This is a genomic window from Streptomyces sp. 5K101 (genome assembly GCF_046506645.1).
Classification (GTDB): domain Bacteria; phylum Actinomycetota; class Actinomycetes; order Streptomycetales; family Streptomycetaceae; genus Streptomyces.
Map to the genome: position 1 here is coordinate 502,119 of NZ_JBKFFO010000004.1, position 25,858 is coordinate 527,976.

Sequence of the window (25,858 nt, forward strand, 5' to 3'; positions counted from 1 at the left end):
GTCCATCAGGCCGCGGCCGGCAGCGCCAGCAGCTTGCCCATCGCGGCGAGCACAGACGGCTCGACCCGGTAGTACACCCAGGTGCCGCGGCGCTCGGAGGTGAGCAGCCCGGCCTCCTTGAGCTTCTTCAGGTGGTGGGAGACGGTCGGCTGGGAGACGCCGACGTCGGAGATGTCGCAGACGCAGGCTTCGCCGCCCTCGTGGGAGGCCACGGCGGAGAACAGCCGCAGGCGCACCGGGTCGCCGAGCGCCTTGAACATGCGCGCGGCCGTCTCGGCCTCCTCGGCGGTCATGGGGCGCTCGGCCAGCGGCGGACAGCACGGCACCACTTGTCCTTCGGGCTCGAGCAGCGGCAACACCTTGGCATTCGACATGTGCCTATGTTGACACATGTCGAACCAGGCGGGCGATACGCCGGTCGCGGCCCCGCGCCACCCTGCCCGCCGGGTGGGCGGCCCGGTGCCGGACGTGACCGAGGCCCTTCGTCCCGGAGGAGGTGCGGGTGGGTCAGTGGCCCGCTGCGAGTGCGCCGCTGAGCTTGCCGTGGAGGTCGGCGCTGGGCGTGTTGAGGCCGGTGATCTCGACGGTCTTGCCGCGCTGGGCGTACTTGGTCTCGATCGCGTCGAGGGCGGCGACGGAGGAGGCGTCCCAGATGTGCGCCGAGCTCAGGTCGACGATGACCTTGTTCGGGTCGCCTGCGTAGTCGAACTGGCCGACGAGGTCGTTGGAGGAGGCGAAGAACAGTTCGCCGGTGACCCGGTAGACGACACTCGTGCCGTCGGGGTCGGTGACGGCGGTGACCTCGGCGAGGTGGGCGACGCGCTTGGCGAAGATCACCATGGCGGTGATCGAGCCGACGACGACGCCGATGGCGAGGTTGTGCGTGGCGACCACGGCCACGACCGTGACCACCATGACCGTGATCTCCCCGGCGGGCATCCGCTTGAGCGTCTTGGGCGCGATGGAGTGCCAGTCGAACGTGGCGAACGACACCATGATCATGACGGCGACGAGGGCGGCCATGGGAATGTCGGAGACCACCGGACCGAAGACGATGCACAGCACGATCAGGAACGCGCCCGCGAGGAAGGTGGACAGGCGGGTGCGGGCGCCGGAGACCTTCACGTTGATCATGGTCTGGCCGATCATGGCGCAGCCGCCCATGCCGCCGAAGAAGCCGGTCACGATGTTGGCGATGCCCTGACCCAGCGACTCGCGGGTCTTGTTCGAGTGGGTGTCGGTGATGTCGTCGACCAGCTTCGCGGTCATCAGCGACTCCATCAGGCCGACCAGAGCCATGGCGAAGGCGTACGGGGCGATCGTCGTCAGCGTGTCCAGGGTGAACGGCACGTCCGGCAGGCCCGGGACGGGCAGGGAGGACGGCAGTTCGCCCTTGCCGCCGACGGTCGGCACCGCGATGCCGGCCGCGACCGTGATCACCGTGAGGATCACGATGGAGACGAGCGGGGCCGGAATCACGGTGGTGATCTTGGGGAAGAAGACCATCAGCGCCAGGCCGCCGACGATCAGCGGGTACACGGCCCAGGGGACGTTCCGCATCTCCGGGACCTGGGCCATGAAGATCAGGACGGCGAGGGAGTTGACGAATCCGACCATCACAGAGCGGGGGATGAACCGCATCAGCTTGGCGACGCCGACCGCGCCGAGGATCACCTGGAAGACACCGGCGAAGATGACCGCGGCAATGAGATGGCCCAGGCCGTGCTCGCGGTTCAGCGGCGCGATCACGAGCGCGACGGCGCCGGTGGCCGCGGAGATCATCGCCCGCCGGCCGCCGACGACGGAGATGACGACGGCCATGGTGAAGGAGGCGAACAGGCCGAGCGCCGGATCGACGCCGGCGATGATCGAGAACGAGATCGCCTCCGGGATCAGCGCGAGCGCGACCACCAGGCCGGCCAGCACCTCGGTGCGCCAGACCTTCGGGTCGGAGATCCAGTCGGGCTTCAGGCCGCGCAGGCGGGCGGCCGGGGACACAGCAGTGGCAGCAGAAGACAAGGAAGTCGGAACCTGTCGTGCTCGGGCACACCCCGTTCGGCAGGCACGGGGCGTGCGGGAGGACGCGGAGGCCGGCCGGCACCCCGCGAACGGCTCCACGAGCGCGGAGCCGGAAGTCGAAAGAGGGACGGAGCAGGGCCGACGCGGCAACGCGGCCGGGCTCAGATCCGGGGGCGAAGCATCACGGCGGACAGGCGGCGGCGCCGGGCGTCATGGGCTCGCGCACGCTTCTCTCCTGCGGGAATCGGGACTTCGCCGGGGGCGCCATCGGCCCCGGAACGGCACTGGCGGGGGCGGCCGGGCCACCCTCGCCACCAGCAACTCTACCCTAACGTTAGAGTAGAGGTCGGTGGGGCTGCACAGGGCGCAACCCGCCACGTAGGGAAAGGGCCAGGCCAGGGGCGTGGACGGCAAGCACATGCAGATCGGCGAGGTCGCCGCGCGTACGGAGCTGTCCCTGCGCACCATCCGGCACTACGAGGAGACCGGCCTGGTCATTCCCTCCGCCCGCTCCCAGGGCGGCTTCCGCCTCTACACCGAGGCCGATGTCGCCCGCCTGATGGTGATCCGCCGGATGAAGCCGCTCGGCTTCACCTTGGACCAGATGCGCGACCTCCTGGACGCCACGGACCGCCTCGACCACGACACCGGTCTGGACGCCGACGAGCGGGCAGCCCTGCTTGAACGCGTACGCACCTACCAGCAGGCCGCCGTCGAGCAGGTCGCGAAGCTGCGGGTCCAGCTCGCCCGCGCCGAGGACTTCGCCGCCACGCTGGGCGCCCGCCTGGAGCAGAACACCGCAACCGCCCGCCCCTGACGCCCACGTGCCCGCTGCGACGCCGCCGCGTACTCCCCGACAGGCCTCGGCCTCGCGCCCGGAGCCCGGCTGCACCTGCTGCGCCTGACCGCCGCCGGGCAGCTCCCGAGGCCGGAATGAATCCGGACGCCGCCCCCGCCGTCCTCGCAGCAGCCCGTACGGCCGTCGTCGACGAAACGCTCGCTACGCCCCGGCTGCACCTGCGCCGGGAAGGCGGTCCGACGCCGACACCGCTACCCGCCCATACGTAAGCGCGGTCACATACCCGCGCCGGTCGCCCGCCCTAGCGTCACAGACGACAGCAGAGCACACGGCAAGGAGAGGACTTCACCGTCATGGCCACCACCGTGCACGTCTCACCGAGCACCGCTGCCCTCCCCCTCCCCGCCCTCTACGGCGCGGGGGCCGGGCTGCTCGCCGGCCCGGCCTACTCCTGCATCGCCCAGGTGACGGGAAAGCGCACGACGGGCTCCTCACGGCGATGACGGCGATACCGGACGCACACGCCCGCAATCCCGGCACCACCCCGCTCGTGGGCGCCCTGCCGCGCGGCAGCACCCCCAGCGGCGGCTCGGTGCCCTACTGTCTGGCCGAGAACACCGGCGCGCTCGCCGCCCCCGCCTGGGGCGCCGCACCCCCGCCCTGGGCCCCGGGGCGACGCGAGGAGACCCACCGCATGATCGACAACCACGACGGCGAGCCCGGCGATCCGGACCGCACCTGGTGCATCTCCGAGGTCGACATCTTCTGCGACCTGTCGGAGGCGGAGATGGATGCCATCGCTGCCGCAGCACCCATGAAGACCTACGCCGCCGGCGAGATCCTGCACTCCCCGGCCCAGCCGTCCGAGGTGCTGTTCATCCTCAAACGCGGCCGGGTCCGCATCTTCCGCGTCTCCGCCGACGGCCGGGCCCTGACCTGCGCGATCATCAGCCCCGGCACCATCTTCGGCGAGATGGCCCTCCTGGGACAGCGGATGTACGACAACTTCGCCGAAGCCCTCGACGACGTCACCGTCTGCGTGATGAGCCGCGCCGACGTACACAAGTTCCTGCTCTCCGACGCCCGGATCGCCGCCCGCATCACGGAGATCCTCGGCCGCCGCCTCGCCGACCTCGAACAGCGCCTGTCCGACAGCGTCTTCAAGTCCGTCCCGCAGCGCATCGCCACCACCCTGCTCACCCTCGCCACCCGCACCGAAACCGCCGCCGGCAAACTCCGGCCCGGCACCCGCCACCCCCAGATCGCGCTCACCCACGAACAGCTCGCCGCCCTGGCCGGCACCTCCCGCGAAACCACGACCAAGGTTTTGCGCGAGTTCGCCGACCGCGACCTGCTCCGCCTGGCCCGCGGCCGCATCACCGTCCTGGACCCGGCCCGACTGCGCGACGAAACCGGGTAGCCGCCGCGCTGGAGGCCACCGGTCGGCACGCTCCCGTATCTGCCCGAGACACGGTTGATCTGTGCCGGCCGGTTCCACTCCCCCGGCTGCGCGGCAGCCAGCGGGTCCGTCTGTACCTCGGGGAGCTCGTCCCCGAGGTACAGACGAACCAGGTGTTGCATCAGGCGGTGGCCGGCGTCGGTCGTGCAGGGCGCGAGGGAGCTTCGAGGCGGCCGGTGCGATGAAGCGCGTACAACGCTCCGGCGCAGGCGAGGCCGAGTACGGCGAGGGCGGCCCAGGGCAGTGCGGCCATGCCTGCCGAGCGGGCAGTGTCCAGAACGGCTCCGGTCAACAGGTTCCCCAGGGTGATCCCGATTCCGCAGATGGTGTTGTAGAGGCCGTAGTGGGTCGCCACGAGGCGTTCACCGGACAGCCGGACGATGGTGTCCATCTCGAAGGGGTAGGCGATCATCGTCCCGACGGCGAGCAGCAGCGCGGACAGCGCGGGAGGCACTGCCGCGAGCAGCCACCGGCCGGGGCCGGCCGCCGGCACGGGTACCGCCGTCGCCAGGAGCAGGGGCACGAAGGCGACGCCCATGACCAGCAGGCCCCAGGCGAGGGCCCGGCCCGGTTCCATGCGCGCCTTGCACCAGGCGGTCACCCTCGTCTGGCCGATGATCGTGGCGAGCCCGGAGACGGCGAACAGCATCGCGACCGCTGTCGTCCCGAACTCCCCGTCACCACCGAGACGTTGCACCTCCAGCGGCAGGGCGAGGTAGACCTGGAAGGACATCACGTACGAGCCGACCATGGCGAGCGAGAACAGCAGGAACGGCCGGTTCGCCACGATGCTCCGCCACTGCGCCAGGACGCTCTCCCGCTGCCCCGCCGGTTCCTCGCGGTCCGCGGCCCGGCGCGCGGGCAGGGCGCGCATCTGCACAATGCTCAGAACGGCGAACACACCGGCCGCTGTCAGGCACGTGACACGGAAGCCGACACCGGTCAGCACCATGCCCACCAGCGGTCCGAGCAGGATGCCTGCCTGGTAGAAGACGTTGAAGAGAGCGAACGCCTCGACCCGGCGCTCCCCCGCGTCCGCGGCGAGGTACGCGCGAGAAGCCGGATTGAACAGCGCTCCCGCCAGGCCCACTGCGGCCGACGCGGCGATCAGCGCCGGCACGCTGTCGACCAGCCCGAGCGTCGCGAATCCGGCGATGCGCAGCCCGAGACCGGCGATGATCATGGGCTTGTAGCCGAAGCGGTCCGCGAGCGTGCCGCCGACGAGGAACATCCCCTGCTGGCTGAAGTTCCGCACCCCGAGGATCAGCCCCACGAGCCAGCCGGCCAGACCGAGCGGCCCGGCCAGATGAGCGGCCAGGTACGGCATCAGCATGTAGAAGCCGAGGTTGATGGCGAACTGGTTCACCATCAACAGCTGGACGCTGCGTTCGTACGTGCGGACCTGCGCGACCGTGCTCTTCACCGGGCCTCCTTCGCGCCGGCCGGCTCGTCGGTGGGGTGCTCGCTCCCCACACCGGCCAGCGGGTCCGTCACCGTGGTGCACCGGGTCCAGCGGGTGACCTCCTTCTCGCCGAGACGCCCGATCACCTCCGGTTCGGCAGCGGGGCCGGAGGCAAGGAGGCCGTGGGCCGCGCAGTAGTCGTCGTCGTACACCGTGCCGAGGTACCGCTGCGGCCCGTCGGGGAAGACAGCCGCGATGCGGGTGTCCGCCGGCAACGAACGCGCGAGCCACCCTGCGACGAGCGCGACCGCGCCGACGCTCCAGCCACCCGTGGCGTAGTGCGAGGCGGCCAGCTGCCGGCATGCCCACACGGCTTCTGAGGGAGCCACCCAGTGGACTTCGGAGAAGTTCTCGTAGGCGACGTTGCGCGGGTAGATGCTGGAGCCGAGCCCGCGCATCAGGCGGGGCCGGGCGGGCTGCCCGAAGATCGTGGATCCGATCGTGTCGACCCCTACCAGCCGCAGCTCGGGGTAGAGCTGCTGAAGTACGCGGGAGACACCGGCCGAGTGGCCGCCGGTGCCGACGCTGCACACCAGTACGTCGATGTGGCCGAGCTCAGTGGCGAGTTCGAGCGCGAGCGGGGTGTAGGCGGAGATGTTGTCGGGGTTGTTGTACTGGTCCGGGCACCAGGAACCCGGCTCCTGAGCCGTCAGTTGGGCGACCCGGTCCCGGCGGGCCTGCTGCCAGCCCCCGGTCGGATGCGGTTCGGAGACGACATTGACCTGCGCCCCGTAGGCCGTCAGGAGCCGGGTCATCGACCTTTCCAGACCGGGGTCGGTGACCAGGGTGACCGGGTGGCCGTGCACCATGCCGGCGAGGGCCAGTCCGAGCCCGAGCGTTCCGCTGGTCGACTCGATGATGCGCGCTCCTGGCAGCAGGTCGCCCCGGGCGCGGGCACGTTCGACCATGTGCAGGGCAGGGCGGTCCTTGATGCCACCGGGGTTGAAGCCTTCCAGCTTCGCCCAGAAGCCGCGGCCCGCGTGGGCGAAGGGTTCTCCCACACGCAGCAAGGGAGTGTTGCCGACCAGGCCGGACAGGGTTGCTCGGCCGGGCGTGGTCAGGTGGGTCGTATCGGGAGAGTGCATCGCTCTGCTCTCGTCTTTCGTTGATGGCGCGTCGGGGTGCACGGGGCGGGAGGCCACAGGAGCTGCGGCCGGCCGGCAGGGAGTCCGGCAACCCGACAGGCGCGAACGGCGCAGGGACGTGACATCAGGTGGATCGGCGCTGCGACGCGGCGGGTCGACTGCCCAGGTGCCTGACAACGGTTGCCACGGTTGCCACGCCGGAGAATCGTCCGCTGATCGGGACGAACCGACAGGTGGGGTGGCCGGTTGAGGCATCACGGCAGGAGCAAGCCGCGCACGGGCGCGCTGTTGCGTCCGGCGGGGGACCTCGTCCCGCCCGCGCCGGTGGGCGGGCTGCCCATCGGCAGGGGGAAGGACCGGGTCGGCGCGGAACCGCCGGAACTCTAGATCTGCAGGATCGTGGCTCTTATCGTCGCGCTCGGCAGCGGCCGGGCCGACGCGGTGTCACCGAAACCGCACGAAGGAGGGCGGCTGACACGGGGCGCCGCCTCCGCACGGAGAGCGGAGGCCATCGGCGCGTCCAGCACAGGAGCCTGCTGCGGCTGGCCGGGCACGCACTCCTGTACGGCGTGGTCAGGGACGTGCCCACCACCGTGGTGCTGTCCCGGCGCGGCCCCCGCCGCCGGTCGATGGTTCTCACCAGCCAGGGACACGCCTGCGGTCGCGTCCAGATGACCGCTGACGCCCTCCAGGCTCACGCCGTGGGCGTACACAAAGGCGAACACCGTCACAGCCACCCACAACAGCCGCAACGGTCCCGCCGACGAGCGGGCCCGCGCGATACGGGAGGGTGAAGCCGTGACCATGCCGTGATCTTAGCTCTCGACGCCGGTCTCAGCCGCACGGGAACCACCAACAGCCGCACACTTGACCAGAATCCAGTGCGTCGAGGGCTAAGATCCTGGTGGTTCGCGGTTCCGGTCCCCGCAGCGATGACCGGAACCGCACCCGGACGGCCGCAAGCGACGTCACCCCCGCGCTCGTCGGAGCCCGCCCCCGGCTCCCCGGGTCCCGCCCCGAGGACGGCTCCGCGCTCGGCATCTGACGAAGAGATGTGGGTTGCCTCGCGCAACGGGAATGAGACAAGGCCGCTCGGTATGCGTATCGCCTCACAACGAAACAGTGAAGCCCGGCCCGTGCGGCCGGCCCCCGCAAGGGTGCCGACCTCCGATCACCACTCAGGATGCCGGTGCCCAACCGCTCACGAAAGACGCGTCGCCGGCCTGTCTGCGCAGGTCGTCCAGCCGTCGGTCGAGGAGGACAGCCGGTGGGACTCAACGACACCGAGCCGCAGCGAGCGCCCGGTCCGGCTCAGGACCTCGCGCAGGAGATACGAGACTCCTTTCAAGCCGTGCTGGACGCCTTGGACGCCGCACGCGCCGACCTCTACGCGTCCGACGAGAACGACGGGTGGGCCGAGAGCGCGCCACCGTCCTGCATGGATGTGGTTCGTCGCCCGCCTGTGGTACCACCCGCTGCCGAGGAGCCGCCGCTGACCGGCGGCGTACGCGGGGCCGGTACCCCGCAGCATGTCGCGGTGGAGCCACTGTGGTCGCGCGGCGTCCGTCCGGAACCTGTTCCGCCCCCGTCGCCGGCACAGCCGCGGACGGCCAGTGGCGCAGGTCCGGCGCATGCCACGCCGCCGTTGGACTTCCCGCCCCCGGCCGCTGTGCAGGAAAACGCGTACCGCAGGACCGTCCCGCCCCCGGAGAACACCCTGCCGGTGCCCCTCCAGCACCGGGTCCCGCCCTCGGACCGACTCCTCGACCCGTGCCGCGAGGCGCCGACACCACGTGCCCCCGTACCCGGGGAAGACAGACGTCGCGGTTGGCGGCGTTTCACCGCTCTGCGTTCCACTCGGGTCGCCGGCGCCTTCTCAGTGGGCGCTGTGAGCGGACTGATGTTCGCCTCTTGGCTGTTGGCCGACGACAGTCCCCCACCGGCGGTTCCCTCTCCGCCATCGGCGCAACCGGACCGGCCACTGCCCGACACCCCGGCTCCCTCGCGTCCCGACACCGCCTCGCTTCCCGAGATCCCCGGCACGGGTGTGCTGCGCGAGGGCGACAGCGGCCATGGGGTGTACGAGTTGCAGGTACGCCTGCTCCAGGTTCCGAACGTCTACGACGGCGGCGCGATCGATGGCCGCTACGGCACGGAGGTCCGGGCGGCCGTGGCCAGGTTCCAGGAGTGGTACGGCATCCGCGGCGACGAGACCGGTGTCTACGGCGATCGCACTCGCCACGCCCTCATGCTGTGCACCACATAGTCGAACCGCCCCGGGAAGAAGGGGCCTTGGGATGACCGCCGCTGCCCCGGCGTCCCCTTTCCAGGACGCCGGGGGCCGCTGCTCCTTTAGAGTCGGCAGTATGACGCAGGCACCGGCCCAGCACCGCGGCACACGGTCCCGTGACGCGATTCTCGACACCGCCGGCGACCTGATGTCGCGGCACGGCTACGCCGCCACGTCCATCTCGATGATCTCCGCCGCGTGCGGCCTGCCGGTCAGTTCCCTCTACTGGCACTTCGGCAGCAAGGACGGGATCTACGTCGCGGTGCTGCAGCGCGCCAGGACCGCTCTGTTGGCGGCCCTGCCCCCGGTCGAGGTGCCGGGTGCCGACGTCGCGCAGCGTCTGGACACCTTCCTCGACGAGGTCGGGGACGCGTTTCAGCGCCATCCGCACGGGCTGAAGCTGCTGCTCGGGCTGGGCATGGTGCAGCAGGATGCCAGTGCGGCGGCCGTGGCGGAGGTGCACCACTACCGCGACGCGCTGCTGGCCTGGACCAAGGATTCGGTGAGCGCCGTCTTCGGCCTGCACGACCGCCCGGAGGTGGCGGACGAACTGGCGCGCTCCACGCTCAGGGTGGCGAGCGGAACCGCCGTGGCCCGCTTAGTCCTCCGTGGTGCTGCCGGTCCGGTTGGACTCGCCGGGCAGTACGGGGCCGCCGTCGGGCAGGAGTCAGGGGGAGTTGGGGGCAGGGATGGGTCGGTGCGGTGGTGTCCCGTACGCCGGACCACCGCGCCACCGGCTGGGGCGGACGCCAGCGCCGCTCGCCGGTCGGCGGGGCGGCGAACGGGATGCCCTGGAAGACCCGGCCGCCGTCGTGGCCGGCCGCGCCGCGTACCCAGCCGTGGGAGGTGCGCACGGCCAGGGGGTCCCGGCCGGTGTCGGCCCACGCCGGTGGCGGGGGTGCGGTGAGTGGCAGCAGCAGGGCCGCGGCGGCGGTGGGGGCGCCATGTTGATCCCGCCACCGCCGTCGCTGGAACGGTTGCCGGTGATGGTCGAGTTGAGGATCTCCACCGGCTCCAGGCCGCGGATGTCGATGCCGCCGCCGTAGCCGCCGAGGCTGCCCGGACGGTCACCGGGATCCGTCACCCGGTTGTCGGCGATCGTCGAGTTGATCACGGTGCCGCTGCTGTCGAACCTGATGCCGCCGGCCTCTCCCGCGACGTTCCCGCTGATGGTGCTGTCGATCAGATCCAGGTGGGAGTCGGGGACGTTGAAGATGCCGCCGCCGTAACCGGCGGAGTTCCCGGTCACGGTGACTCGTCGCAATGTCATGTGGTGTGCGTTGGCGATGGCGCCGCCACCGGTGTCGGTGAAGGGCAGTTCGCGCTGCTTGGCCAAGCCTCCGGTGATGGTCAGATCGGACAGCCGGGTGTCCGCCCGCATGCGGAAGGCACGGTCCAGTCGGTTGGCGTCGATGACGGTGCCCCGCGCGCCGGAGCCCTGGATCGTGGTGGGCGCATCGACGTTCAGGTCGCCCGTGGTCGGGTCGGGATGGTCGCCGTTGATCAGCCGGGGGTCGGGCGGAATGGTCAGCCGGTAGCGGCCCGGCGGCAGCGTGATGGTGCTGCCCGGGCGGGCGTTGGCGGCCATCACCGCGGCACGCAAGCTGCACGCGCCCGACGCGGTGCGGCACCGGCCGTCCGACGGGTCGGCGTCCACCGCGTCGGGCGTGGTGTCCACGGTGAACACCGCCGGCCCGTCGGCCGGGGGCGCGGCGGTGCTGGAGGCGGGAGCGGCGATGTTCGCCGCCATGGCGAGGACGACGGCGGCCAGTGCCGTCGGGGCGCTGGGGTTCCTCATCGGGGGAACTCCTCTCGGCAAGGAATCTGGACGTGCGAGGACTGTGCTCGTGCAGGGTCTTCTTGCTGGCGCGGGGAATTGCGGCTCGTGTGGGAATTGCGGCTCGTGCGGGGGACGCGGCCGGCGTGGAGCAGCCCGGCGGGATGGCGCTGGAGCGGCGAGACGGACGGACTACCCTTCGACGCCCTCCGGTCCGGCGGGCTGCGGGGGCCGGCGTACGGGAAGGGTGCCGCTGAACCGGGTGAGTAGGGGGCCCGCGAGGGCGAGGAGGAAGACGTACGCGGTGACGAGCGGGCCGAGCGTGTCCTGCGTCGTCCCCACGAGGCCGACGATGACCAGCGAGAACTCGCCGCGCGCAATGAGCACCGTTCCCGCGCGCAGCTGTCCGCGGCGGCCCACGTTGTCGCGCGCCGCGGCGAACCGCCCGGTGGCCACCTTGGTGGCGACGGTCACCGCGGCGAGCGCGAGTGCGGCGGGGAGCACGGGCAGGAGGTCGCTGGGGTCCACGGACAGTCCGATGGCCAAGAAGAACACCGCGGCGAAGAGGTCCCGCAGCGGGCTGAGCACCGCCCGGGTCCGGGTCGCCGTCGAGCCCGTGAGGGTGAGGCCGACGAGGAAGGCCCCGACAGCGGCCGAGGCGTGAACGGCTTCGGCCAGAGCGGCGACGATCAGGGTGAGGCCCAGGACGCGCAGCAGCAACTGCTCGGCATCCGGGTGGGCGACGAGCCTGCCGACGTGGTGGCCCCACCGGTAGGAGACGGTGAAGGCCGCGGCGACCGCGCCCACGGCTGCGAGCACGCCCAGCACCGCCTGCCACCACTCGCCGCCCGACGCGAGGACGGCGAGCACCGGCAGGTACAGGGCCATGGCGCAGTCCTCCATGACCAGGACCGACAGGACGGCAGGGGTCTCCCGGTTGCCCAGCCGCCGCAGGTCCTCCAACAGGCGGGCGACGATCCCGGAGGAGGAGATGTAGGTGGCCCCGGCCAGGGCGAGGATCCCGACGCCGTCCATGCCCAGCAGCCACCCGGCCACCGCTCCGGGGGCGGCGTTCAGGCAGAGGTCGACCAGGGCGGACGGCACATGCCGTCGCACACTGACCGCGAACTCGGGCAGCGAGAACTCCAGGCCGAGGGCGAGCAGCAGCAGAACGACCCCGATGGCGGCGCCGGTGTCGACGAACTCGCCGGCGGCCGGAACAGGCGCGATGCCGCCCTCTCCCACCGCGAGGCCGGCGAGCAGATAGAGCGGGATCGGCGAGAGGGTGAAGCGCCGCGCCACTGTCCCGAGCACGCTCAGGACGGCGAGAATCACACCCAGTTCCAGCAGCAGCGCGACCGGTGTCCCCACGGGCTCAGCCCCGGATGATCTGTTCCACGCCCGCGATGCCCTCGTGGGTCCCGATCACCACCAGCACATCCCCGGCGTGCAGATTCTCCTGCGGGATCGGTGAGACGATCACTTCCTCGCCCCGCACGATCGCGACGACCGACGCGCCGGTCCGGGTCCTGGCCCGCGTCGCTCCCAGCGGTCTGCCGTCGTACGCGCTGCCGGTTCCCACCGCGACCTGCGCGGACAGCAGCCCCGGCACTTCCTTCGTCAGGTCGGCGAACCTCTCCGCGATCCGCGGCGCCCCCAGGATCTCCGCGACCGTGTCGGCCTCCTCGTCGTTGAGCTGGAGCACCGGCCGTCCTTCATCCGGGTCCGTGGCCCCGTAGACGACCAGCTCGAAGTCGCCCGAGCGCCGGGCCACCACACCCACCCGGTCACCCCGGTGATTGGTGAACTCGTAGCGCAGGCCCACACCAGGAAGGAGTACCTCGGTGACATCCACCTCCCCAGCATCGAGCGGCGGCGCGGCCCCGGCATGCGTGAGGACCCCATGCGGGGGACGGCGCGGCGCGTGGCCGTCGCAGGGCCGCGGGGTCACAGCCCGGAGCTGAGGACCGACCGCGGCCCACGCCTCGGAGCGCGGTGTGCAGCGCCGGGGCCTCGAAGGTGATCGCTTGAGCGTCGGCCCGCGGCGGCGCGGAAGACGCCGACGGCGGGACCGGATCTTCTGCCGGGTCCCGGCTTGACCGGCGCATCGTTCGCCCGTCGCCGCCTCAGGTGCGGCTTTGGTGAGAACGAACACGATGAGCAGCAGCACTGACGCGTCAGGCCGGTCTTCGCGTCTCGGCGTGTCTCGGCGCGTCTCGGGCGGAGCAGCGTGCGTCGCGGGCACAGAGGCGTATCGGGCGGAGGCGTATCGGGCGGAGAGGGCCCCATCCACTTCTCGCGGATCCTGATCGCACGGTGCACGGCTCGTACGTCCGTTTCCCCGCGTCCTTGAGGACCCTCTCCGTCACTTTCGAGAAAAGCACACTGAGCGGGCCGCCACCAGGGCTGGAAGGACCTTTCCGGGGCCAAATCAGCCACCGGTCGGCACCAGGCGTCGTGTGGAGCGTCGTCGTCCTCCGCGGCCAGATGTCACCGCGAGGCGAACGCGGCAGGCCCCGCCGACCGACGGTGCTCGCCGAGGAAACAACGCCAAGGGCCGAGCCGCGGGTCAGCGTGCAGTTCCAGCGCAGTTGGACGTCTGTCGCCAGTCGTGATCGATGTGGGTGAGAAAGAAGTCCCGGACGTCCTGTGCGAGCAGCTCCGGCACTTCCATCGCAGCGAAGTGGCCGCCGCGATCGAACTCCGACCAGTGCCTGACGTCGTACAGCCGCTCGGCCAGCGGTCGCACCGACTGCGTGATGTCGTGCGCGAACACCGCCACACCCACCGGCACCGGGCATGGCTCGATCCGCCGCGGTGTCTCGCGGTGCAGCCGTGCCGAGGAAGCCGCGGTGGCGGTCAGCCAGTACAGAGAGACGTCCGTGAGCATCCGCTCGTCACTGACCGTCGAGCGCGGGTCGGTCCACTGTGCGAAGCGCTCGGCGATCCAGACCAGCTGGCCGACAGGCGAGTCGATGAGCGCGTAGCCGATGGTCTGCGGGGTGGTGGCCTGCAGTGCCTGGTACGGCGGACGATTGGCCATCAGCTGCCGGACCTTGTCCAACCGGGCCTGGTCCGTTTCCGACAGTTCGATGCCGGCATCCGGGTCCGGCCTGGTCGGCAGGTAGTTGACGTGCACTCCGACGACCCGCTCGGGTGCCACCGCGCCGAGCGCCATGGAGATACCCGAGCCGAAGTCTCCGCCCTGTGCGCCGTAGCGCTCGTAGCCGAGACGGCGCATCAGCTCGGCCCAGGCCCGCGCGACGCGGACGAGGTCCCAGCCGCGCTGGTGGGTCGGCCCCGAGAAGCCGTAACCCGGGATGGACGGAATCACCAGGTGGAAGTCACGCGACAGCGGCTCGATCACGTCGAGGAACTCCAGGAACGAACCGGGCCAGCCATGGGTGAGGATCAGTGCGAGCGCGTCCGGCTTCGCAGACCGCACGTGGACGAAGTGGATGTTCTGGCCGTCGATCTCGGTGGTGAAGTGCGGAAGCTCGTTGAGCTCGGCCTCATGCGCACGCCAGTCGTAGCCGGTGCGCCAGTACTCGGCAAGTTCCCTCAGCCGTGCAAGCGGGAAGCCGTAGTCCCACCCGGCGTCGGCGACCTCATTGGGCCAACGAGTACGGGAGAGGCGGTCGGTCAGGTCGTCGAGGTCGGCCTGGGGGATGTCGATGCGGAACGGCTTGATCACGGTCCTCACTCCAGATTCGTTTGACGCCCAAACGTTCGTGACACTAACGAAGCTAGACTGTTAGTGGCACTAACACAAGAGGCGGAGGACCAACCATGAGCCCGACCCCCGAACCCACCCCGGCTCGACTGCGCGCCATCCCCAGCCGCCTGCTCGCCGGGGCCGCGATGGTCGCCGACCGGCTCGTCAGTGAGCGCCTGGCCGCCGAAGGCGCTCACAAGTGGCACTTCGCCGTGCTGGTCACGCTCGCCGAAGCCGGCGCCGCCAGTCAGGCCGAGCTCAGCCGCCGTACCGGCATCTATCGCAGCGACATGGTCGCCGTCCTCAACGAGTTGGCTGACGCCGAATGCATCCGCCGCGAACCCGACCCGGCCGACCGTCGGCGCAACATCATCACCCTCACCCCCGCCGGCCTCCGCCGCCTGGAACGCCTCGATGCGCTCATCGCCGACGCCCAGCGCGAACTCCTCGCCCCCCTCACCCCCGGACAGCGGGACGAACTCACCAGCCTGCTCACCGTCCTCACCGAGCACCACCACCCGCCGCACCCTCGCGCGCACGACGCGCAATAGCCCATGGCCCGCCCCCGACTCTCGTCCCCACCACCGAGGGCTCCGCGGCGACCTGGATCACCGACTTCCACAACACCAAACGGCGCCACAGCGCCGCCGGCGGGCTGCCGCCCGTCACGTGCGAGAACACCATCCGAGACGCGCCTGGCCGCACCGGTCACCAGAGCTGGGCTGGCCACGACCAACGTCTCTACAGAATCAGGAGATTGACACGGCGCGGGTGTCCGGGAGGTGTCGGTGTGCGATGCCTGCCACGCTACGAGGCACACCCCGCGGGGTGGGGGGTAGAGCTTGTACCCCCCACAAACCCGACCTGCCACGCCTGGCGCGGAAGCGGTTGCCTGGAATCGCGCCTCGGTCACGACCCCACCGACCGTCGCGTCTTTGCCTCCACCGATCGAATATGAGGTCCACTCCATGGAACGTCGCAAAGCGCTCGGACTGATCGCCGCCACTGGCGCCGCCGCCGCGGCCTCCTTCACGGCTCTGCCATCCTTCGGTGCGGAGACCGGTCGCGCCGCGGGCACCACAGGACAGGGCAAGGCCCCGGCCAAGGGCGGCCTCGGCGTCGCGGCGCAGTTCGCGGGTCGGCGTACGGCCGGGTCGCCCCTCTCGGGCGACCCGGCCGTCACGGTGCTCGCCCTGACGTCAGTGCGCCGCCGGGTTGACCACGCTGATCGTCAGGTCGTCGCCGGTGTCGCCGGTGACCGTGACCTTCACCCCGTGGCCCGCGACCTTGACGCTGGCCTGCGGGGCCGACGTGTCGTAGTACGCGTTCGGGTCGGTGTCGTCGAAGACCGCGATGCCCGGGACCGAGGGCGCGCAGGCCGCCTTCGTCACGACCGTCTGCTGCTGGCCCTTGCCCGACAGGACCTCCTTGTGGAGGCAGGTCGCGTCGGTGGCCTCCAGACCGAAGGTCGCGTCGAAGGGCTGGCGCCGGTTGCTCGGCGCGGTGCCGTCGTCGTACCTGAACGGCGTCGGGCGGGCGTCGACGGCCATGGCCGCGCCGCCGCCGGGGTGCGAGCTGACGTTGTTGTCGTCGTACGACCGGTCGACGTACCAGACGAGCATGCCGTTCTGGTACGTGAAGAACTCCACCCAGTCGGGTGCCGTGATGCCCTTGCTGAACTGGTACGGGCCCTCAGCCAGGAGCGCGTCGCTGCCGACGTACTCGCGGTTCTCGACCAGGTAGTAGCGCGGGTACGTGGCCGTCTCGGTTCCGGTCGAGATCTTCCACCTGCCGGTCGCCGTCCACCCGCCGACGCCCTGCTCGACGTCGTCGGTGGCCAGCGTCGTACCGCCGGAGGACAGCGTGATGTCGTCCAGGAACGCGCCGGCGAAGTGCACGCCGCCGTCGGTCTGGTAGCGGAAGCGGAACAGCGATGGCTTGCCCTGGGAGTCGTACGCGTAGCGCAGCGTCGTCCACTTGCCGGCGGAGGAGCCGTCGACCGCAGCGCCCGCGCGGAGCCAGTTCGCCCCGCCGTCGAGGGAGTACTCGGCGAAGAGGTAGTCGTAGTCGGCCTCGATCTCGTACCAGGCGCTCGCCGTGGCGGTCACTCGCGAGGCGGCCGGCACGGAGCGGGTGAGGGACTGGTTGAGGCCGTCGGCCGAGCCGGTCCACCAGGCGTGCGTGCCCGACGAGGGGGTGGTGTACGTGGTGCTGCTCGTCTTGTCGGGCAGCGCGACACGGACGGCCTGCTCCTTGCCGGTGACCTGGAGCTGCGCCGGGTTCAGGGTGTACGAGCCGGTGGTTCCGACGGGCGCGTCGGCGTAATCGAGCCAGCCGAGGAAGAGTTTCTCCTCGGCGCCCATCAGGCCCGGGTGGGTGCCGATGCCGGCGCCCGCGGCGGCACCGTGGCTCAGCCACGAGCCGGAGCTCATCAGGGTCCAGAAGGCGGTGGAGTTCTCGCCGCCGTTGGTGTCGTAGTAGTCCGGCAGGCCGAGGTCGTGGCCGAACTCGTGGCAGAACACGCCGAGTCCGCCGTTCTCGCCCTCGGTGGTGTAGTCGCCGAGCCAGTACTTCGACTGGCCGATACGGGCGCCGCCGGCCTTGTTCTGCGTACCGGCCACGTCCGGGCCGGTCAGGCCGTAGTCGTCGCCGTTGACGTACCAGCGGTGCGACCAGATGGCGTCCTCGCCCTGCGCGCCGCCGCCCGCGTCCTCGCCCATGCCGGCGTGCACGGCCTGGAAGTGGTCGATGTAGCCGTCGGCCTCGTCGAAGTTGCCGTCGTGGTCCCAGTCGTTGCGGTCCCAGACGTCGAACTGGGCGAGGTAGGCGTCGATCTCGGCAGGGGTCTTGCCGGCCGCGATCTGGGCGTTCCACCAGGCGTCACCGGTGTCCTGGACGAAGGCCCACGAACCGCCGTTGTCCTCGACGGCGTTGTCACCGTAGAAGGAGGCGTTGTACGGGACCTTGACCCAGTCCTCGACGACGTTGGTCACCGAGTAGCGGCCGCCCGAGAGGTTCTCGTAGTACGTCTTCATCGACTCGCCGGGGCCGTTGAAGAGGTTCTCGTAGTACGCCTTGTTGAAATCCGCCGTCCAGGCGTTGGAGTTGTCCACACTCCGGTCCGGCTGGGCTATCTGGTTGTGCAGGGGGCCGGGAGTGGAGCCGTACCGCCCGGCGCTCAGGTCGCCGAACTCGGAGAGGATGGTGAAGATCTTCTCCTGACGTACGGCCGTGGTGGTCTGCGTCTCCACGAACTTGCCGGGCGCCACCTCGACGACGCCCCGGGCATTCGCCTTGGCCTTTCCCTTGGCAATCTTGTCGATCGCCTGCTCGCGCAGCTCGGTGCGCTGCTTCGTGAGCGGTCCGGGGCGATTGTCGGAGCGGTGCGCGGTGGCGGCTTCCGAGGCTGTCGGCGACGTGTCCCCGGCCTCCTGCGCGGCGGCCGACTGCAGCCCCGCGGCAAGGAGAGCGGTGAGCGCCGGCCCTAGGGTCATGCCCACGACAGATCTCTTCACGTTGCGATCCCTTTCGCATGCATGTGTCGCATGGCTCGCGTGTGGTTCCGTGGGGTGCTCGGGGTCTCCCCAGGCCCTCAGGGCCGAGGGATGGGGTCCGCCCTGGCCCTCAGCGCCGAGGGGAAGGATCGCCTGGGGGAACGATCGCCGCAGAGTCTGGCACGAATGGAGTCGTTCCGAGGAGAGGGAGAAACCGTAATTCCGCCGGGACTTGCCGAGGGCGGCGCGAGGGGGTCCGCCCGGCGCACGCCGGGACCCGAACCAGGCCGACGTCCGGCTCCCACTGTGGGACATCGCCGCCGGCGGCGAGAACCTCGCCGGCGTCCGGACGCGTGCGGCAACGACGTCGTCCGGCTCACCGAAGACGAGCCCGCGCGCGAACCATTCGGCGTCGCGACGGCGACATCGGCCTGTTCAACCCAGCCGGCTGGATCCCACGCTGAACGCCATGAGGCAGCTCCACACCACGGTGATCGTGCCGAGCCGGCCCAACGCGCGGCCCGGCTTCACACCGGCCGCGCCGACGGGTGTGACGGGAAGCTCGCGGCGGCCAGAGCCCGCAGGTCTGGCCGGGCCGACGAAGCCCACTGTGTACGTGACGGCGAGGAGTACGCACAGGGCTGCCACGATGGCCGCGTCGCTGCCCGACACAAGCGCTCCCGAACCCATCACAACGGCGAGAATCAGAACAAGCGAGGCAGCGAACAAGCCGGTCAAGGCACACTGCAACGACCGCGGCATGGCACATGCCGCCCATCGGATCTGCCTCAGGTTTATTCGCGCCTCACCTCCGGTTCCCTTCAAGCGGTCAGCGCAGAGACTAGGCCGCGAACCAGCTGGTAGGCCCTCCATCATTTGGTTGATTCGAAATGGTGCTTGATTCTTGACTGTCCCGAAATGCAGCACTTTCAAGGCCGACCAATGCTCCATGGAAGTGGCCTGGTTGGGTTGGATGCGAGCGGCGGGGCTTGTCATGCGACCCCTTCGCCGCTCCTGCTCACTGCCGGCGCAAACGGAAGGGAATCGGTGCAGATGCCCTCATATCAGGGGGTGCCGGTGCCTTCACCGGTGCCGCGATGCACACCCCGGTCGTTGTCACCGACCAGGCCCGGAGGATCGTGGAGGAGCTGGACGCCGACTGCCTGATCGCAGTCGGCGGAGGTTCGACCACCGGCCTGGGCAGGGCCCTGGCCGTCCGCACCGGCATGCCGCAGATCGGTGACACGGTCTTCGGCGTCAAGGACGAGCTGGTTCTCGACTCCCCGGAGCACAAGGGGCCCGCCCCCGACGGTCGCATCGTCGACGGCCCCTGGCACCGCCTGGACGACACATTCCGCCTCGCCCCCGCCGAGTAGCACGCACGGAAAGGCCCGACAGCGGTGAAGGACTCTTCCCGCTGTCGGGCTTTCTCCATGTCGTGACGGCGCCGGAATGCCGGCCGCAGTCGTCGCTCCGGCCGGCCCCGGCGCACCCGCGGGTCAGCGCACCCTCCCCCGCGGCTTCAGGGCCACCGGCGGCAGGGTCGGGGCCGGGAGGCGGCCGCCGTCGTAGCCGTGGACCTCGCCGAAGCGGGAGCTCTCCATCCAGTCCGTGCGGGCCGCCTCGATCTCCTCGTGCGACCGGCCGATGAAGTTCCACCACATCACGATCTCCTCCTCGAACGGCTCCCCGCCCAGCAGCATCAGACCGGCGTCGGACTCGGCGCGCAGCGGGAGTTCGGAGCGGCCGCAGCCGAGGTAGAGCATCGAGCCCGGGAGCACCGGGACGCCGTCCACGTGGGCCTCGCCCGACATGGACAGGACCGCGTACTCGAAGTCGGGGTCGAGGGGGAGCATCGCCTCTGCGCCGCCGGCCAGTGCCAGGTCGGCGCCGACGATCGGGGTGTACGTCGTGCCCGGCGAGGTCGCGCCGTCGAGAGTGCCGAGCACGACCGTCGCGGTCAGGCCCGAGGCGGTGACCTGCGGAAGCACGGCGTGGTGCTGGAAGTGCGGCTCGACCGTCCGGTGGGCGTCCGGCAGCGCCACCCACAGCTGGGCGCCGTGCAGGAAGCGGGCGTGCTGCTTGGGGCTCTCCTCCGAGTGGCTGATCGCCCGCCCCGAGGTCATGAGTCCCAGTTCCCTCGGGCGGATGGTCGACAGCGAGCCCGTGCTGTCGCGGTGCAGCACCTCGCCCTCGTGCAGCCAGCTGACGGTCTGCAGCCCCATGTGCGGATGCGGCGGGACCTGCATGCCGGGTTCGTCGGCGATGTCGTCGGGGCCGTAGTGGTCGACGAAGGCCCAGGCGCCCACCATGCGGCGGCCGAGGTTGGGCAGCAGCCGGCGGACCTCGGTGGACTCGCCGAGCTGGACGCGGCGGGGGCTCAGGAGCTCGCGGACGGGCTCGGCAACGACGAAGCCCCGGCCGCCGCACAGGGACGGGGCGGCCTGACGATCGAGATTGCTCATGGGCCCAACCTAGGTCCTGTTCGGTGTCCCGGTCCGGTCGTAGCGCCGACTTCCCGAAGTCGGCCCGGCCTCCCGAAGTGGGATGGCCGGCTTCCCGCAGTGGAATGGAACGAACCGCCGTGCTGTTGACCGGGTCGGCAAGCGCGTGACCAGGAAGAAGGAGAGCACGTGAGCGAGAGCTACTACGAGTTCGGGACGGCCGCGGAGCGGTGGAACCGGGCCCAGCTGTTCTTCGACGCCAAGGAGTACATGACGGCGGTCCGCATCCTGCGCGGTCTGGTCGAGGAAGTGCCCGGGCAGGTCGCGCCCCGGCTGCTGCTGGCGCGTGCCTACTACCACTCGGCGCAGCTGGGCAAGGCCGAGACGGAGCTGCGTGCCGTCCTGGAGCGCGACCCGGTCGAGCACTACGCGCGGCTGATGCTCGGCCGCACGCTGGAACGGCAGGGCAGGCCTGACGAGGCGGCGCCGCATCTGCGGATGGCGGCGGCGATGGCGGGTGAGCAGGCGGTCTGACCGTGGCTGCGGCCGCCCCCGGGACCACGTTCCGGGGGCGGCCGGTGCGCGGGCGGCCCGTCAGTCGAACGGGTCCAGCGTGATGTACGCGTGCTGCGGGTTGCCGTCGTGCACCAGCGACTCGTGGGCGCCGACGTCGTCGAAGGCGAAGGCGTACGCCTTGCCGTCCGCCATCTGCGCGTGGATCTTGCGCGCGTAGTGGTTGGTGACCGCGTCCCGGTAGAAGTTCGCGTTGCTGCTGTCGGGCTGGTTCGGGTTGACCAGCAGCGTGGAGCGGTTGAATCCGGCGCACAGCGTGCGGGAAATCGGGCCGCGCACCTGGTCGTTGGGCGCGTCCAGTTTCTTGTAGCAGCCGAAGATGCTGTCGGCGTCGGGCTTCTGGAACGAGGTGACGACGGCGCCGGAGGCGTCGGTGAAGTTCATGACGCCGCCCGAGACGCGTCCGTAGTACTTGGTGCCGGGCCGGTCGGCGAACGGGGTGACCGTGAGCGTCGAGCCGGCGTACGTGTTCCAGACGCGGTTGATGTAGTCGTCCATGACGCCGGCGGGCAGGGCGCCGGCCGCCATGCCGTGGCCGGGGGCGAGGGCGCGCAGGACGGTGCCGTCGGCGCGGGTCTGGATGAGGTTCGCCCAGCCGCCGGGCTGGCCGCGCAGCGCGTGGTAGAACCCCCGGTAGCCGCCGGGCTTCAGCCGGCCGGTGTTCCTGACCGTGCCGTCGGCCGCCTTCACGCCGACCGCGTACGGGGTGGAGAACATGTCGACCTGGGTGCTGTTGAGCCAGAGGCCGGCGTCGTTGAGTGTGTACTCCGACCAGTTGAAGAGGATGTTCCGGTTGGGGTCGGACGGGTTCTGCACAGCGGGCTGCACGAGGCCGCCGGTGGTGAGCTTGAAGACCAGCTTCTGGCCGAAGGAGAAGTAGATCCGGCCGGAGAACTTGGGGACGCGGATGGTGAGGGTACGGCCGTTGGCCGGACCGGCGATCGAGGCGTCGGGCGCGGGAGTGGGCGGGTTGCCGCCGGCAGGCCAGGCGTGGAACGTGCCGGAGGCGTCGGCCCAGCCCTGACGGCCGCTGCTGAGCTGGGTGCCGAGGTTGTAGACGTAAACGGGTTCGTTGCGGCCCGAGTTGTTGGTGAGGGTCAGCGGCACGGTCTCCGGGACCGCGGCACCGGCCCGGGTGCCGGCGGGGATCGTGGCGTCGGCGGGGGCCGTTGCCCCTGCGGCGGTGAAGCCGGCGGCGCACAGCAGGGCGGCGGCCGCGAGTGCGAGCGGTTTTCGTGGAACAGGCATGTTCCATCTCCTCGGCGTCGATGTCGGGGGGGGTCGTCCATCTCCGTGAGAGCGCTCTCAGACTCGGGGCCGGCGAGCCGTCCGTCAAGGTGCGGGACAACGATTTCCCGGCCCGGACACGACGGTGCCCGGTCCGGACGCACCGGACCGGGCACCGTGACGCGGCATCAGCCCCGGTATGTCTCCAGCAGCCGCAGCCAGATCTCGCTGATCGTCGGGAACGCCGGAACGGCGTGCCACAGACGGTCGATCGGCACCTCGCCCGCGACCGCGATCGTCGCCGAGTGCAGCAACTCGCCCACACCCGGGCCGACGAAGGTGACGCCGAGCAGCACCTCGCGGTCCAGGTCGACGACCATACGCGCCTGGCCGCGGTAGCCCTCCGCGTAGAGCGAGGCTCCCGACACGGAGCCGAGGTCGTAGTCGACGGCCCGTACGCGGTGGCCCGCCTTCTCGGCCTCGGCGAGCGAGAGGCCGACGGCCGCCGCCTCCGGATCGCTGAAGACGACCTGGGGAACGGCGAAATGGTCGGCGGAAGCGCAGTGCGCGCCCCAGCGGTCGCTCGCCATGAGAGGTATGTGCTGGGCCCTCGCCGCGATGGCCGCCCCGGCGATCCGGGCCTGGTACTTGCCCTGATGGGTCAGCAGGGCGCGGCGGTTGACGTCCCCGACCGCGTAGAGCCAGTCGGTTCCGTCGACCCGGCAGCTGTCGTCGACGGTCAGCCAGGCGCCGTCCTCCAGGCCCACCGACTCCAGTCCGATGCCGTCGGTGCGCGGGGCGCGTCCGGTGGCGAACAGGATCTCGTCCGCCTCCGCCCTGCTGCCGTCCTCCAGGACCAGGGTCACGGGCCCGGTGCCACCGCCGGGGCGGTCGACAGCCGCGACGGAGGTCCCGAGCCGCACGTCGGCGCCCGCCTCCTTGAGCGCCGCCGCGACGTGTTCGCCGACGAACGGCTCCATGCGGGGCAGCAGCCCGTCGCCCCGTGCGAACAGCACCACTTGGGAGCCCAGTGCCTGCCAGGCGGTGGCCATCTCGACGCCGACGACTCCCCCGCCCACGATCGCGAGGCGTCCGGGCGCCTCGCGCGCGCTGGTGGCTTCGCGACTCGTCCACGGATGCGCGCCCCTGAGGCCGGGCAGGTCGGGCACGACGGCGCGGCTGCCCGTGCAGACGGCGACGGCGTGCCGGGCGGTCAGCACGTGGTGCTCGCCCTCGGGTCCGACGACGACGACGGTTCTCGGGCCGCGCAGCCTGCCGCGACCGCGGTAGACGCGGGCGCCGATCGAGTCGAGCCAGCCGGCCTGGCCGTCGTCCTTCCAGTGGGAGACCTGCTCGTCGCGGCGGGCCAGGATCGCCGGGGTGTCGAGGGGGCCCTGGACCGAACCGCTCAGTCCGGGGAGCCGTCGGGCGTCCGCGCGGGCGATCACCGGCCGCAGCAGCGCCTTGCTGGGGATACAGGCCCAGTACGAACAGTCACCCCCCAGCAGCTCGCTCTCCACGACCGCGGTGCTCAGGCCCGCCGCTCTGGTCCGGTCGGCAACGTTCTCCCCCACGGGGCCCGCACCGAGCACTACGACGTCGTACTCCACAGCTTGGGTCATAGGGTCAGTCTCCTGCGGGGTGTGTGTCCTGGCCACATGGGCAGGGGCAGGAATAGCACGGCCCCGGGCGCCGTTGTGCGGGGCGAGTCCACCGGACACCAGGAAGAGGTAGACAGTCGATGAGCACACTCGAGCTCACCAAGGAAAACTTCGATCAGGTCGTGACCGACAACGACTTCATTCTGATCGACTTCTGGGCTTCCTGGTGCGGACCCTGCCGTCAGTTCGCTCCCGTCTTCGAGGGTGCCTCCGAGCGGCACCCCGACTTGGTCTTCGCGAAGGTCGACACGGAGGCACAGCAGGAGCTGGCCGCGGCCTTCGAGATCCGTTCCATCCCGACGCTGATGATCGTCCGCGAGAACGTGGCCGTGTTCGCGCAGCCCGGTGCGCTGCCGGAGGCCGCGCTTGAGGACGTGATCGGGCAGGCTCGCGCGCTGGACATGGACAAGGTGCGCAAGTCGATCGAGGAGGCGCAGAAGAACGGCGGCGCTCCGGAAGCCGGCTGACCCGGCGGGGCCCGGCCTGCTGCCGGGGGTGCTTCGCACACACGGTTGCGGCCGGGGTCCCGCGAGGGCTGGTCCCTCACGGGACCCTGGCCGTCCGCGTACGGTGCGCGTCGAGCGCACCACGCCCCGCACACGCCGAGCGGCCCGTCGCCCCCCCCGGGCGAGCCTCCCACTGTCCGCGTGGCGGCCGACGTCAGCGTTCCAGGACCAGGGCGAGTCCCTGGCCCACGCCGATGCAGAGCGCCGCGACGCCCGTGCCCGAGCCGGCCGCCGCGAGCTGGTGGGCGACCGCACCGGCCAGCCGGGCCCCGGACGCGCCGAGCGGATGGCCGATGGCGATGGCGCCACCGCGCGGGTTCACCACGGCCGGGTTTAGCTCCGGCCATTCGGCGAGGCAGCCCAGCGACTGGGCGGCGAAGGCCTCGTTGAGCTCGAAGGTCGTCAGATCGCCGAACGACCGGTCCGCCTTCGCCAGCGCCCGCTGCACCGCCTCCACCGGCCCGAGGCCGAACAGCTGCGGCTCGATGCCGGTCACGGCGGATGCGCGGACGCGGGCGAGCGGCTCCCGGCCCGTCGCCCGTAGTCCCTCCTCGTCGACGAGGAGCAGCGCGGCGGCGCCGTCGTTGAGGGGTGAGGCGTTGCCCGCGGTCACCGTGCCGTCGGGGCGGAAGGAGGGCTTCAGCTTGGCGAGCGCCTCCATCGACGTCGTGTCGCGGATGCACTCGTCGCGCGGCAGGTCCACGCCCTCGTACGCGACGACCTCCCCGTCGTAGAGCCCCTTGGCCCACGCCTCGGCCGCCTTGCGGTGGCTGGCGAGGGCGAACGCGTCCTGCTGCTCGCGGCCGATGCCGTGCTTGTCGGCGACGAGCTCGGCGCCCTCGCCGAGCTGCACGGTCCACTCGGCGGGCATGCGCGGGTTGGTCATGCGCCAGCCCAGGGTGGTCGAGTGGAGCTGCTGGTGGCCGGCGGGGAAGGCGCGCTCCGGCTTCTGCAGCACCCAGGGGGCGCGGGACATGGACTCGACGCCTCCCGCGATCGCGATCGAGGCGTCGCCGAGCGCGACGGCGCGGGCGGCGTGGATGACGGCCTCGAGTCCCGAGCCGCACAGGCGGTTGACGGTCACGCCCGGCACGGAGACGGGCAGGCCCGCCAGCAGTACCGCCATCCGGGCGACGTCGCGGTTGTCCTCGCCCGCGCCGTTGGCGTCGCCGAAGACGACGTCGTCGATGCGGGCAGGGTCGAGCTCCGGAGTACGGTCCACGAGGGCCTTGACGACGTGGGCGGCAAGGTCGTCGGGCCGTACGGAGGAGAGGGCGCCCCCGAACTTTCCGATCGGAGTGCGGACGGCGTCGACGATGTAGACGTCGCGGATGCTCATCGATTCTC

General features: G+C 71.0%; 23 protein-coding genes and 2 pseudogenes. 9 read left to right on the forward strand and 16 right to left on the reverse strand.

The features are described from left to right. Nucleotides 1–5 precede the first annotated feature (5 nt). Together ACLB9X_RS10640 and ACLB9X_RS10645 are read right to left on the reverse strand one after the other, a co-directional pair. Complete coding sequence (locus tag ACLB9X_RS10640; RefSeq protein WP_410360013.1) at nt 6–374, reverse strand: ArsR/SmtB family transcription factor; 369 nt, start codon at nt 372–374, stop codon at nt 6–8. A 133-nt stretch (nt 375–507) separates the two neighbouring features. Next, nucleotides 508–1,998, reverse strand: a complete 1,491-nt coding sequence (locus ACLB9X_RS10645; RefSeq protein ID WP_410360097.1) for a SulP family inorganic anion transporter — start codon at nt 1,996–1,998, stop codon at nt 508–510. A gap of 424 nt (nt 1,999–2,422) precedes the next feature. On the opposite strand from ACLB9X_RS10645, the gene ACLB9X_RS10650 reads away from it, so the two are divergent. The 3 genes from ACLB9X_RS10650 to ACLB9X_RS10660 all read left to right on the forward strand — a co-directional run bounded on the left by ACLB9X_RS10650 (nt 2,423) and on the right by ACLB9X_RS10660 (nt 4,238). Then, complete coding sequence (locus ACLB9X_RS10650; RefSeq protein ID WP_410360014.1) at nt 2,423–2,836, forward strand: MerR family transcriptional regulator; 414 nt, start codon at nt 2,423–2,425, stop codon at nt 2,834–2,836. Nucleotides 2,837–3,171: 335 nt separating this feature from the next. Continuing rightward, complete coding sequence (locus ACLB9X_RS10655) at nt 3,172–3,321, forward strand: hypothetical protein (RefSeq protein WP_410360015.1); 150 nt, start codon at nt 3,172–3,174, stop codon at nt 3,319–3,321. Continuing rightward, nucleotides 3,318–4,238, forward strand: coding sequence for a Crp/Fnr family transcriptional regulator (locus tag ACLB9X_RS10660; RefSeq protein ID WP_410360016.1), 921 nt, complete (start codon nt 3,318–3,320; stop codon nt 4,236–4,238). The genes ACLB9X_RS10655 and ACLB9X_RS10660 overlap by 4 nt, the downstream gene beginning before the upstream one ends. 160 nt (nt 4,239–4,398) lie before the next feature. On the opposite strand, the gene ACLB9X_RS10665 is transcribed toward ACLB9X_RS10660, so the two are convergent. The 3 genes from ACLB9X_RS10665 to ACLB9X_RS10675 form a co-directional block, all read right to left on the reverse strand. Further along, a complete protein-coding gene (locus tag ACLB9X_RS10665; protein WP_410360017.1) occupies nt 4,399–5,700 on the reverse strand; it encodes an MDR family MFS transporter in 1,302 nt (433 codons plus the stop codon). Further along, nucleotides 5,697–6,824, reverse strand: a complete 1,128-nt coding sequence (locus ACLB9X_RS10670; RefSeq protein WP_410360018.1) for a PLP-dependent cysteine synthase family protein — start codon at nt 6,822–6,824, stop codon at nt 5,697–5,699. Before ACLB9X_RS10670 ends, ACLB9X_RS10665 begins: the two co-directional genes overlap by 4 nt. A 383-nt stretch (nt 6,825–7,207) precedes the next feature. After that, nucleotides 7,208–7,630, reverse strand: a complete 423-nt coding sequence (locus tag ACLB9X_RS10675; protein WP_410360019.1) for a hypothetical protein — start codon at nt 7,628–7,630, stop codon at nt 7,208–7,210. A 1,082-nt stretch (nt 7,631–8,712) separates the two neighbouring features. On the opposite strand from ACLB9X_RS10675, the gene ACLB9X_RS10680 reads away from it, so the two are divergent. Further along, complete coding sequence (locus ACLB9X_RS10680; RefSeq protein WP_410360020.1) at nt 8,713–9,090, forward strand: peptidoglycan-binding domain-containing protein; 378 nt, start codon at nt 8,713–8,715, stop codon at nt 9,088–9,090. Nucleotides 9,091–9,190: 100 nt separating this feature from the next. Next, nucleotides 9,191–9,367 (forward strand): annotated as a pseudogene (locus ACLB9X_RS10685) (TetR/AcrR family transcriptional regulator); the annotation flags it as partial. A 313-nt stretch (nt 9,368–9,680) separates the two neighbouring features. On the opposite strand, the gene ACLB9X_RS10690 reads toward ACLB9X_RS10685, so the two are convergent. The 5 genes and pseudogenes from ACLB9X_RS10690 to ACLB9X_RS10710 all read right to left on the reverse strand — a co-directional run bounded on the left by ACLB9X_RS10690 (nt 9,681) and on the right by ACLB9X_RS10710 (nt 14,585). Next, on the reverse strand, nt 9,681–9,968 hold the full coding sequence (locus ACLB9X_RS10690) for a carboxylesterase family protein (protein WP_410360098.1): 288 nt from the start codon (nt 9,966–9,968) through the stop codon (nt 9,681–9,683). Between the two features lie 155 nt (nt 9,969–10,123). Then, nucleotides 10,124–10,912 (reverse strand): annotated as a pseudogene (locus tag ACLB9X_RS10695) (CSLREA domain-containing protein); the annotation flags it as partial. 171 nt (nt 10,913–11,083) lie between these two features. Next, nucleotides 11,084–12,262 (reverse strand): cation:proton antiporter, encoded by a 1,179-nt coding sequence (locus ACLB9X_RS10700; protein WP_410360021.1) that lies wholly within the window; start codon nt 12,260–12,262, stop codon nt 11,084–11,086. Between the two features lie 4 nt (nt 12,263–12,266). Continuing rightward, nucleotides 12,267–12,746 (reverse strand): cation:proton antiporter regulatory subunit, encoded by a 480-nt coding sequence (locus tag ACLB9X_RS10705; protein ID WP_410360022.1) that lies wholly within the window; start codon nt 12,744–12,746, stop codon nt 12,267–12,269. A gap of 714 nt (nt 12,747–13,460) precedes the next feature. Then, nucleotides 13,461–14,585: an epoxide hydrolase family protein gene (locus tag ACLB9X_RS10710; protein ID WP_410360023.1), complete on the reverse strand. Its 1,125-nt coding sequence runs from the start codon at nt 14,583–14,585 to the stop codon at nt 13,461–13,463. A gap of 95 nt (nt 14,586–14,680) precedes the next feature. Between ACLB9X_RS10710 and ACLB9X_RS10715 the strand changes: the two genes are divergently transcribed. Beyond that, nucleotides 14,681–15,157: a MarR family winged helix-turn-helix transcriptional regulator gene (locus tag ACLB9X_RS10715; protein WP_410360024.1), complete on the forward strand. Its 477-nt coding sequence runs from the start codon at nt 14,681–14,683 to the stop codon at nt 15,155–15,157. Between the two features lie 648 nt (nt 15,158–15,805). On the opposite strand, the gene ACLB9X_RS10720 is transcribed toward ACLB9X_RS10715, so the two are convergent. Together ACLB9X_RS10720 and ACLB9X_RS10725 are read right to left on the reverse strand one after the other, a co-directional pair. Continuing rightward, the gene (locus ACLB9X_RS10720) at nt 15,806–18,121 is read right to left on the reverse strand and encodes an immune inhibitor A domain-containing protein (RefSeq protein WP_410360025.1); all 2,316 of its coding nucleotides are present in this window, start codon (nt 18,119–18,121) and stop codon (nt 15,806–15,808) included. A gap of 414 nt (nt 18,122–18,535) precedes the next feature. Beyond that, entirely contained in the window at nt 18,536–18,772 is a 237-nt protein-coding gene (locus tag ACLB9X_RS10725; RefSeq protein ID WP_410360026.1) for a hypothetical protein, read from the reverse strand. A 317-nt stretch (nt 18,773–19,089) separates the two neighbouring features. Between ACLB9X_RS10725 and ACLB9X_RS10730 the strand changes: the two genes are divergently transcribed. Next, entirely contained in the window at nt 19,090–19,476 is a 387-nt protein-coding gene (locus tag ACLB9X_RS10730) for an iron-containing alcohol dehydrogenase (protein ID WP_410360027.1), read from the forward strand. Between the two features lie 123 nt (nt 19,477–19,599). Here the strand turns inward: ACLB9X_RS10730 and ACLB9X_RS10735 are convergent, their stop codons facing one another. Beyond that, a complete protein-coding gene (locus ACLB9X_RS10735) occupies nt 19,600–20,565 on the reverse strand; it encodes a pirin family protein (RefSeq protein WP_410360028.1) in 966 nt (321 codons plus the stop codon). A gap of 168 nt (nt 20,566–20,733) precedes the next feature. Between ACLB9X_RS10735 and ACLB9X_RS10740 the strand changes: the two genes are divergently transcribed. Then, entirely contained in the window at nt 20,734–21,078 is a 345-nt protein-coding gene (locus ACLB9X_RS10740; RefSeq protein ID WP_410360029.1) for a tetratricopeptide repeat protein, read from the forward strand. A 60-nt stretch (nt 21,079–21,138) separates the two neighbouring features. Here ACLB9X_RS10740 and ACLB9X_RS10745 read toward each other — a convergent pair whose 3' ends face one another. Further along, on the reverse strand, nt 21,139–22,365 hold the full coding sequence (locus ACLB9X_RS10745) for a glycoside hydrolase family 64 protein (protein ID WP_410360030.1): 1,227 nt from the start codon (nt 22,363–22,365) through the stop codon (nt 21,139–21,141). Between the two features lie 167 nt (nt 22,366–22,532). After that, nucleotides 22,533–23,966 carry a dihydrolipoyl dehydrogenase family protein gene (locus ACLB9X_RS10750; RefSeq protein ID WP_410360031.1) on the reverse strand — a complete coding sequence of 478 codons (1,434 nt, stop codon included), beginning with the start codon at nt 23,964–23,966 and terminating at the stop codon, nt 22,533–22,535. A 119-nt stretch (nt 23,967–24,085) separates the two neighbouring features. Here ACLB9X_RS10750 and trxA point away from each other — a divergent pair, with 119 nt between their 5' ends. After that, nucleotides 24,086–24,472 carry a thioredoxin gene (trxA, locus tag ACLB9X_RS10755; protein ID WP_410360032.1) on the forward strand — a complete coding sequence of 129 codons (387 nt, stop codon included), beginning with the start codon at nt 24,086–24,088 and terminating at the stop codon, nt 24,470–24,472. Nucleotides 24,473–24,665: 193 nt separating this feature from the next. Here trxA and ACLB9X_RS10760 read toward each other — a convergent pair whose 3' ends face one another. Then, complete coding sequence (locus tag ACLB9X_RS10760) at nt 24,666–25,850, reverse strand: thiolase family protein (protein WP_410360033.1); 1,185 nt, start codon at nt 25,848–25,850, stop codon at nt 24,666–24,668. Nucleotides 25,851–25,858: the final 8 nt, after the last annotated feature.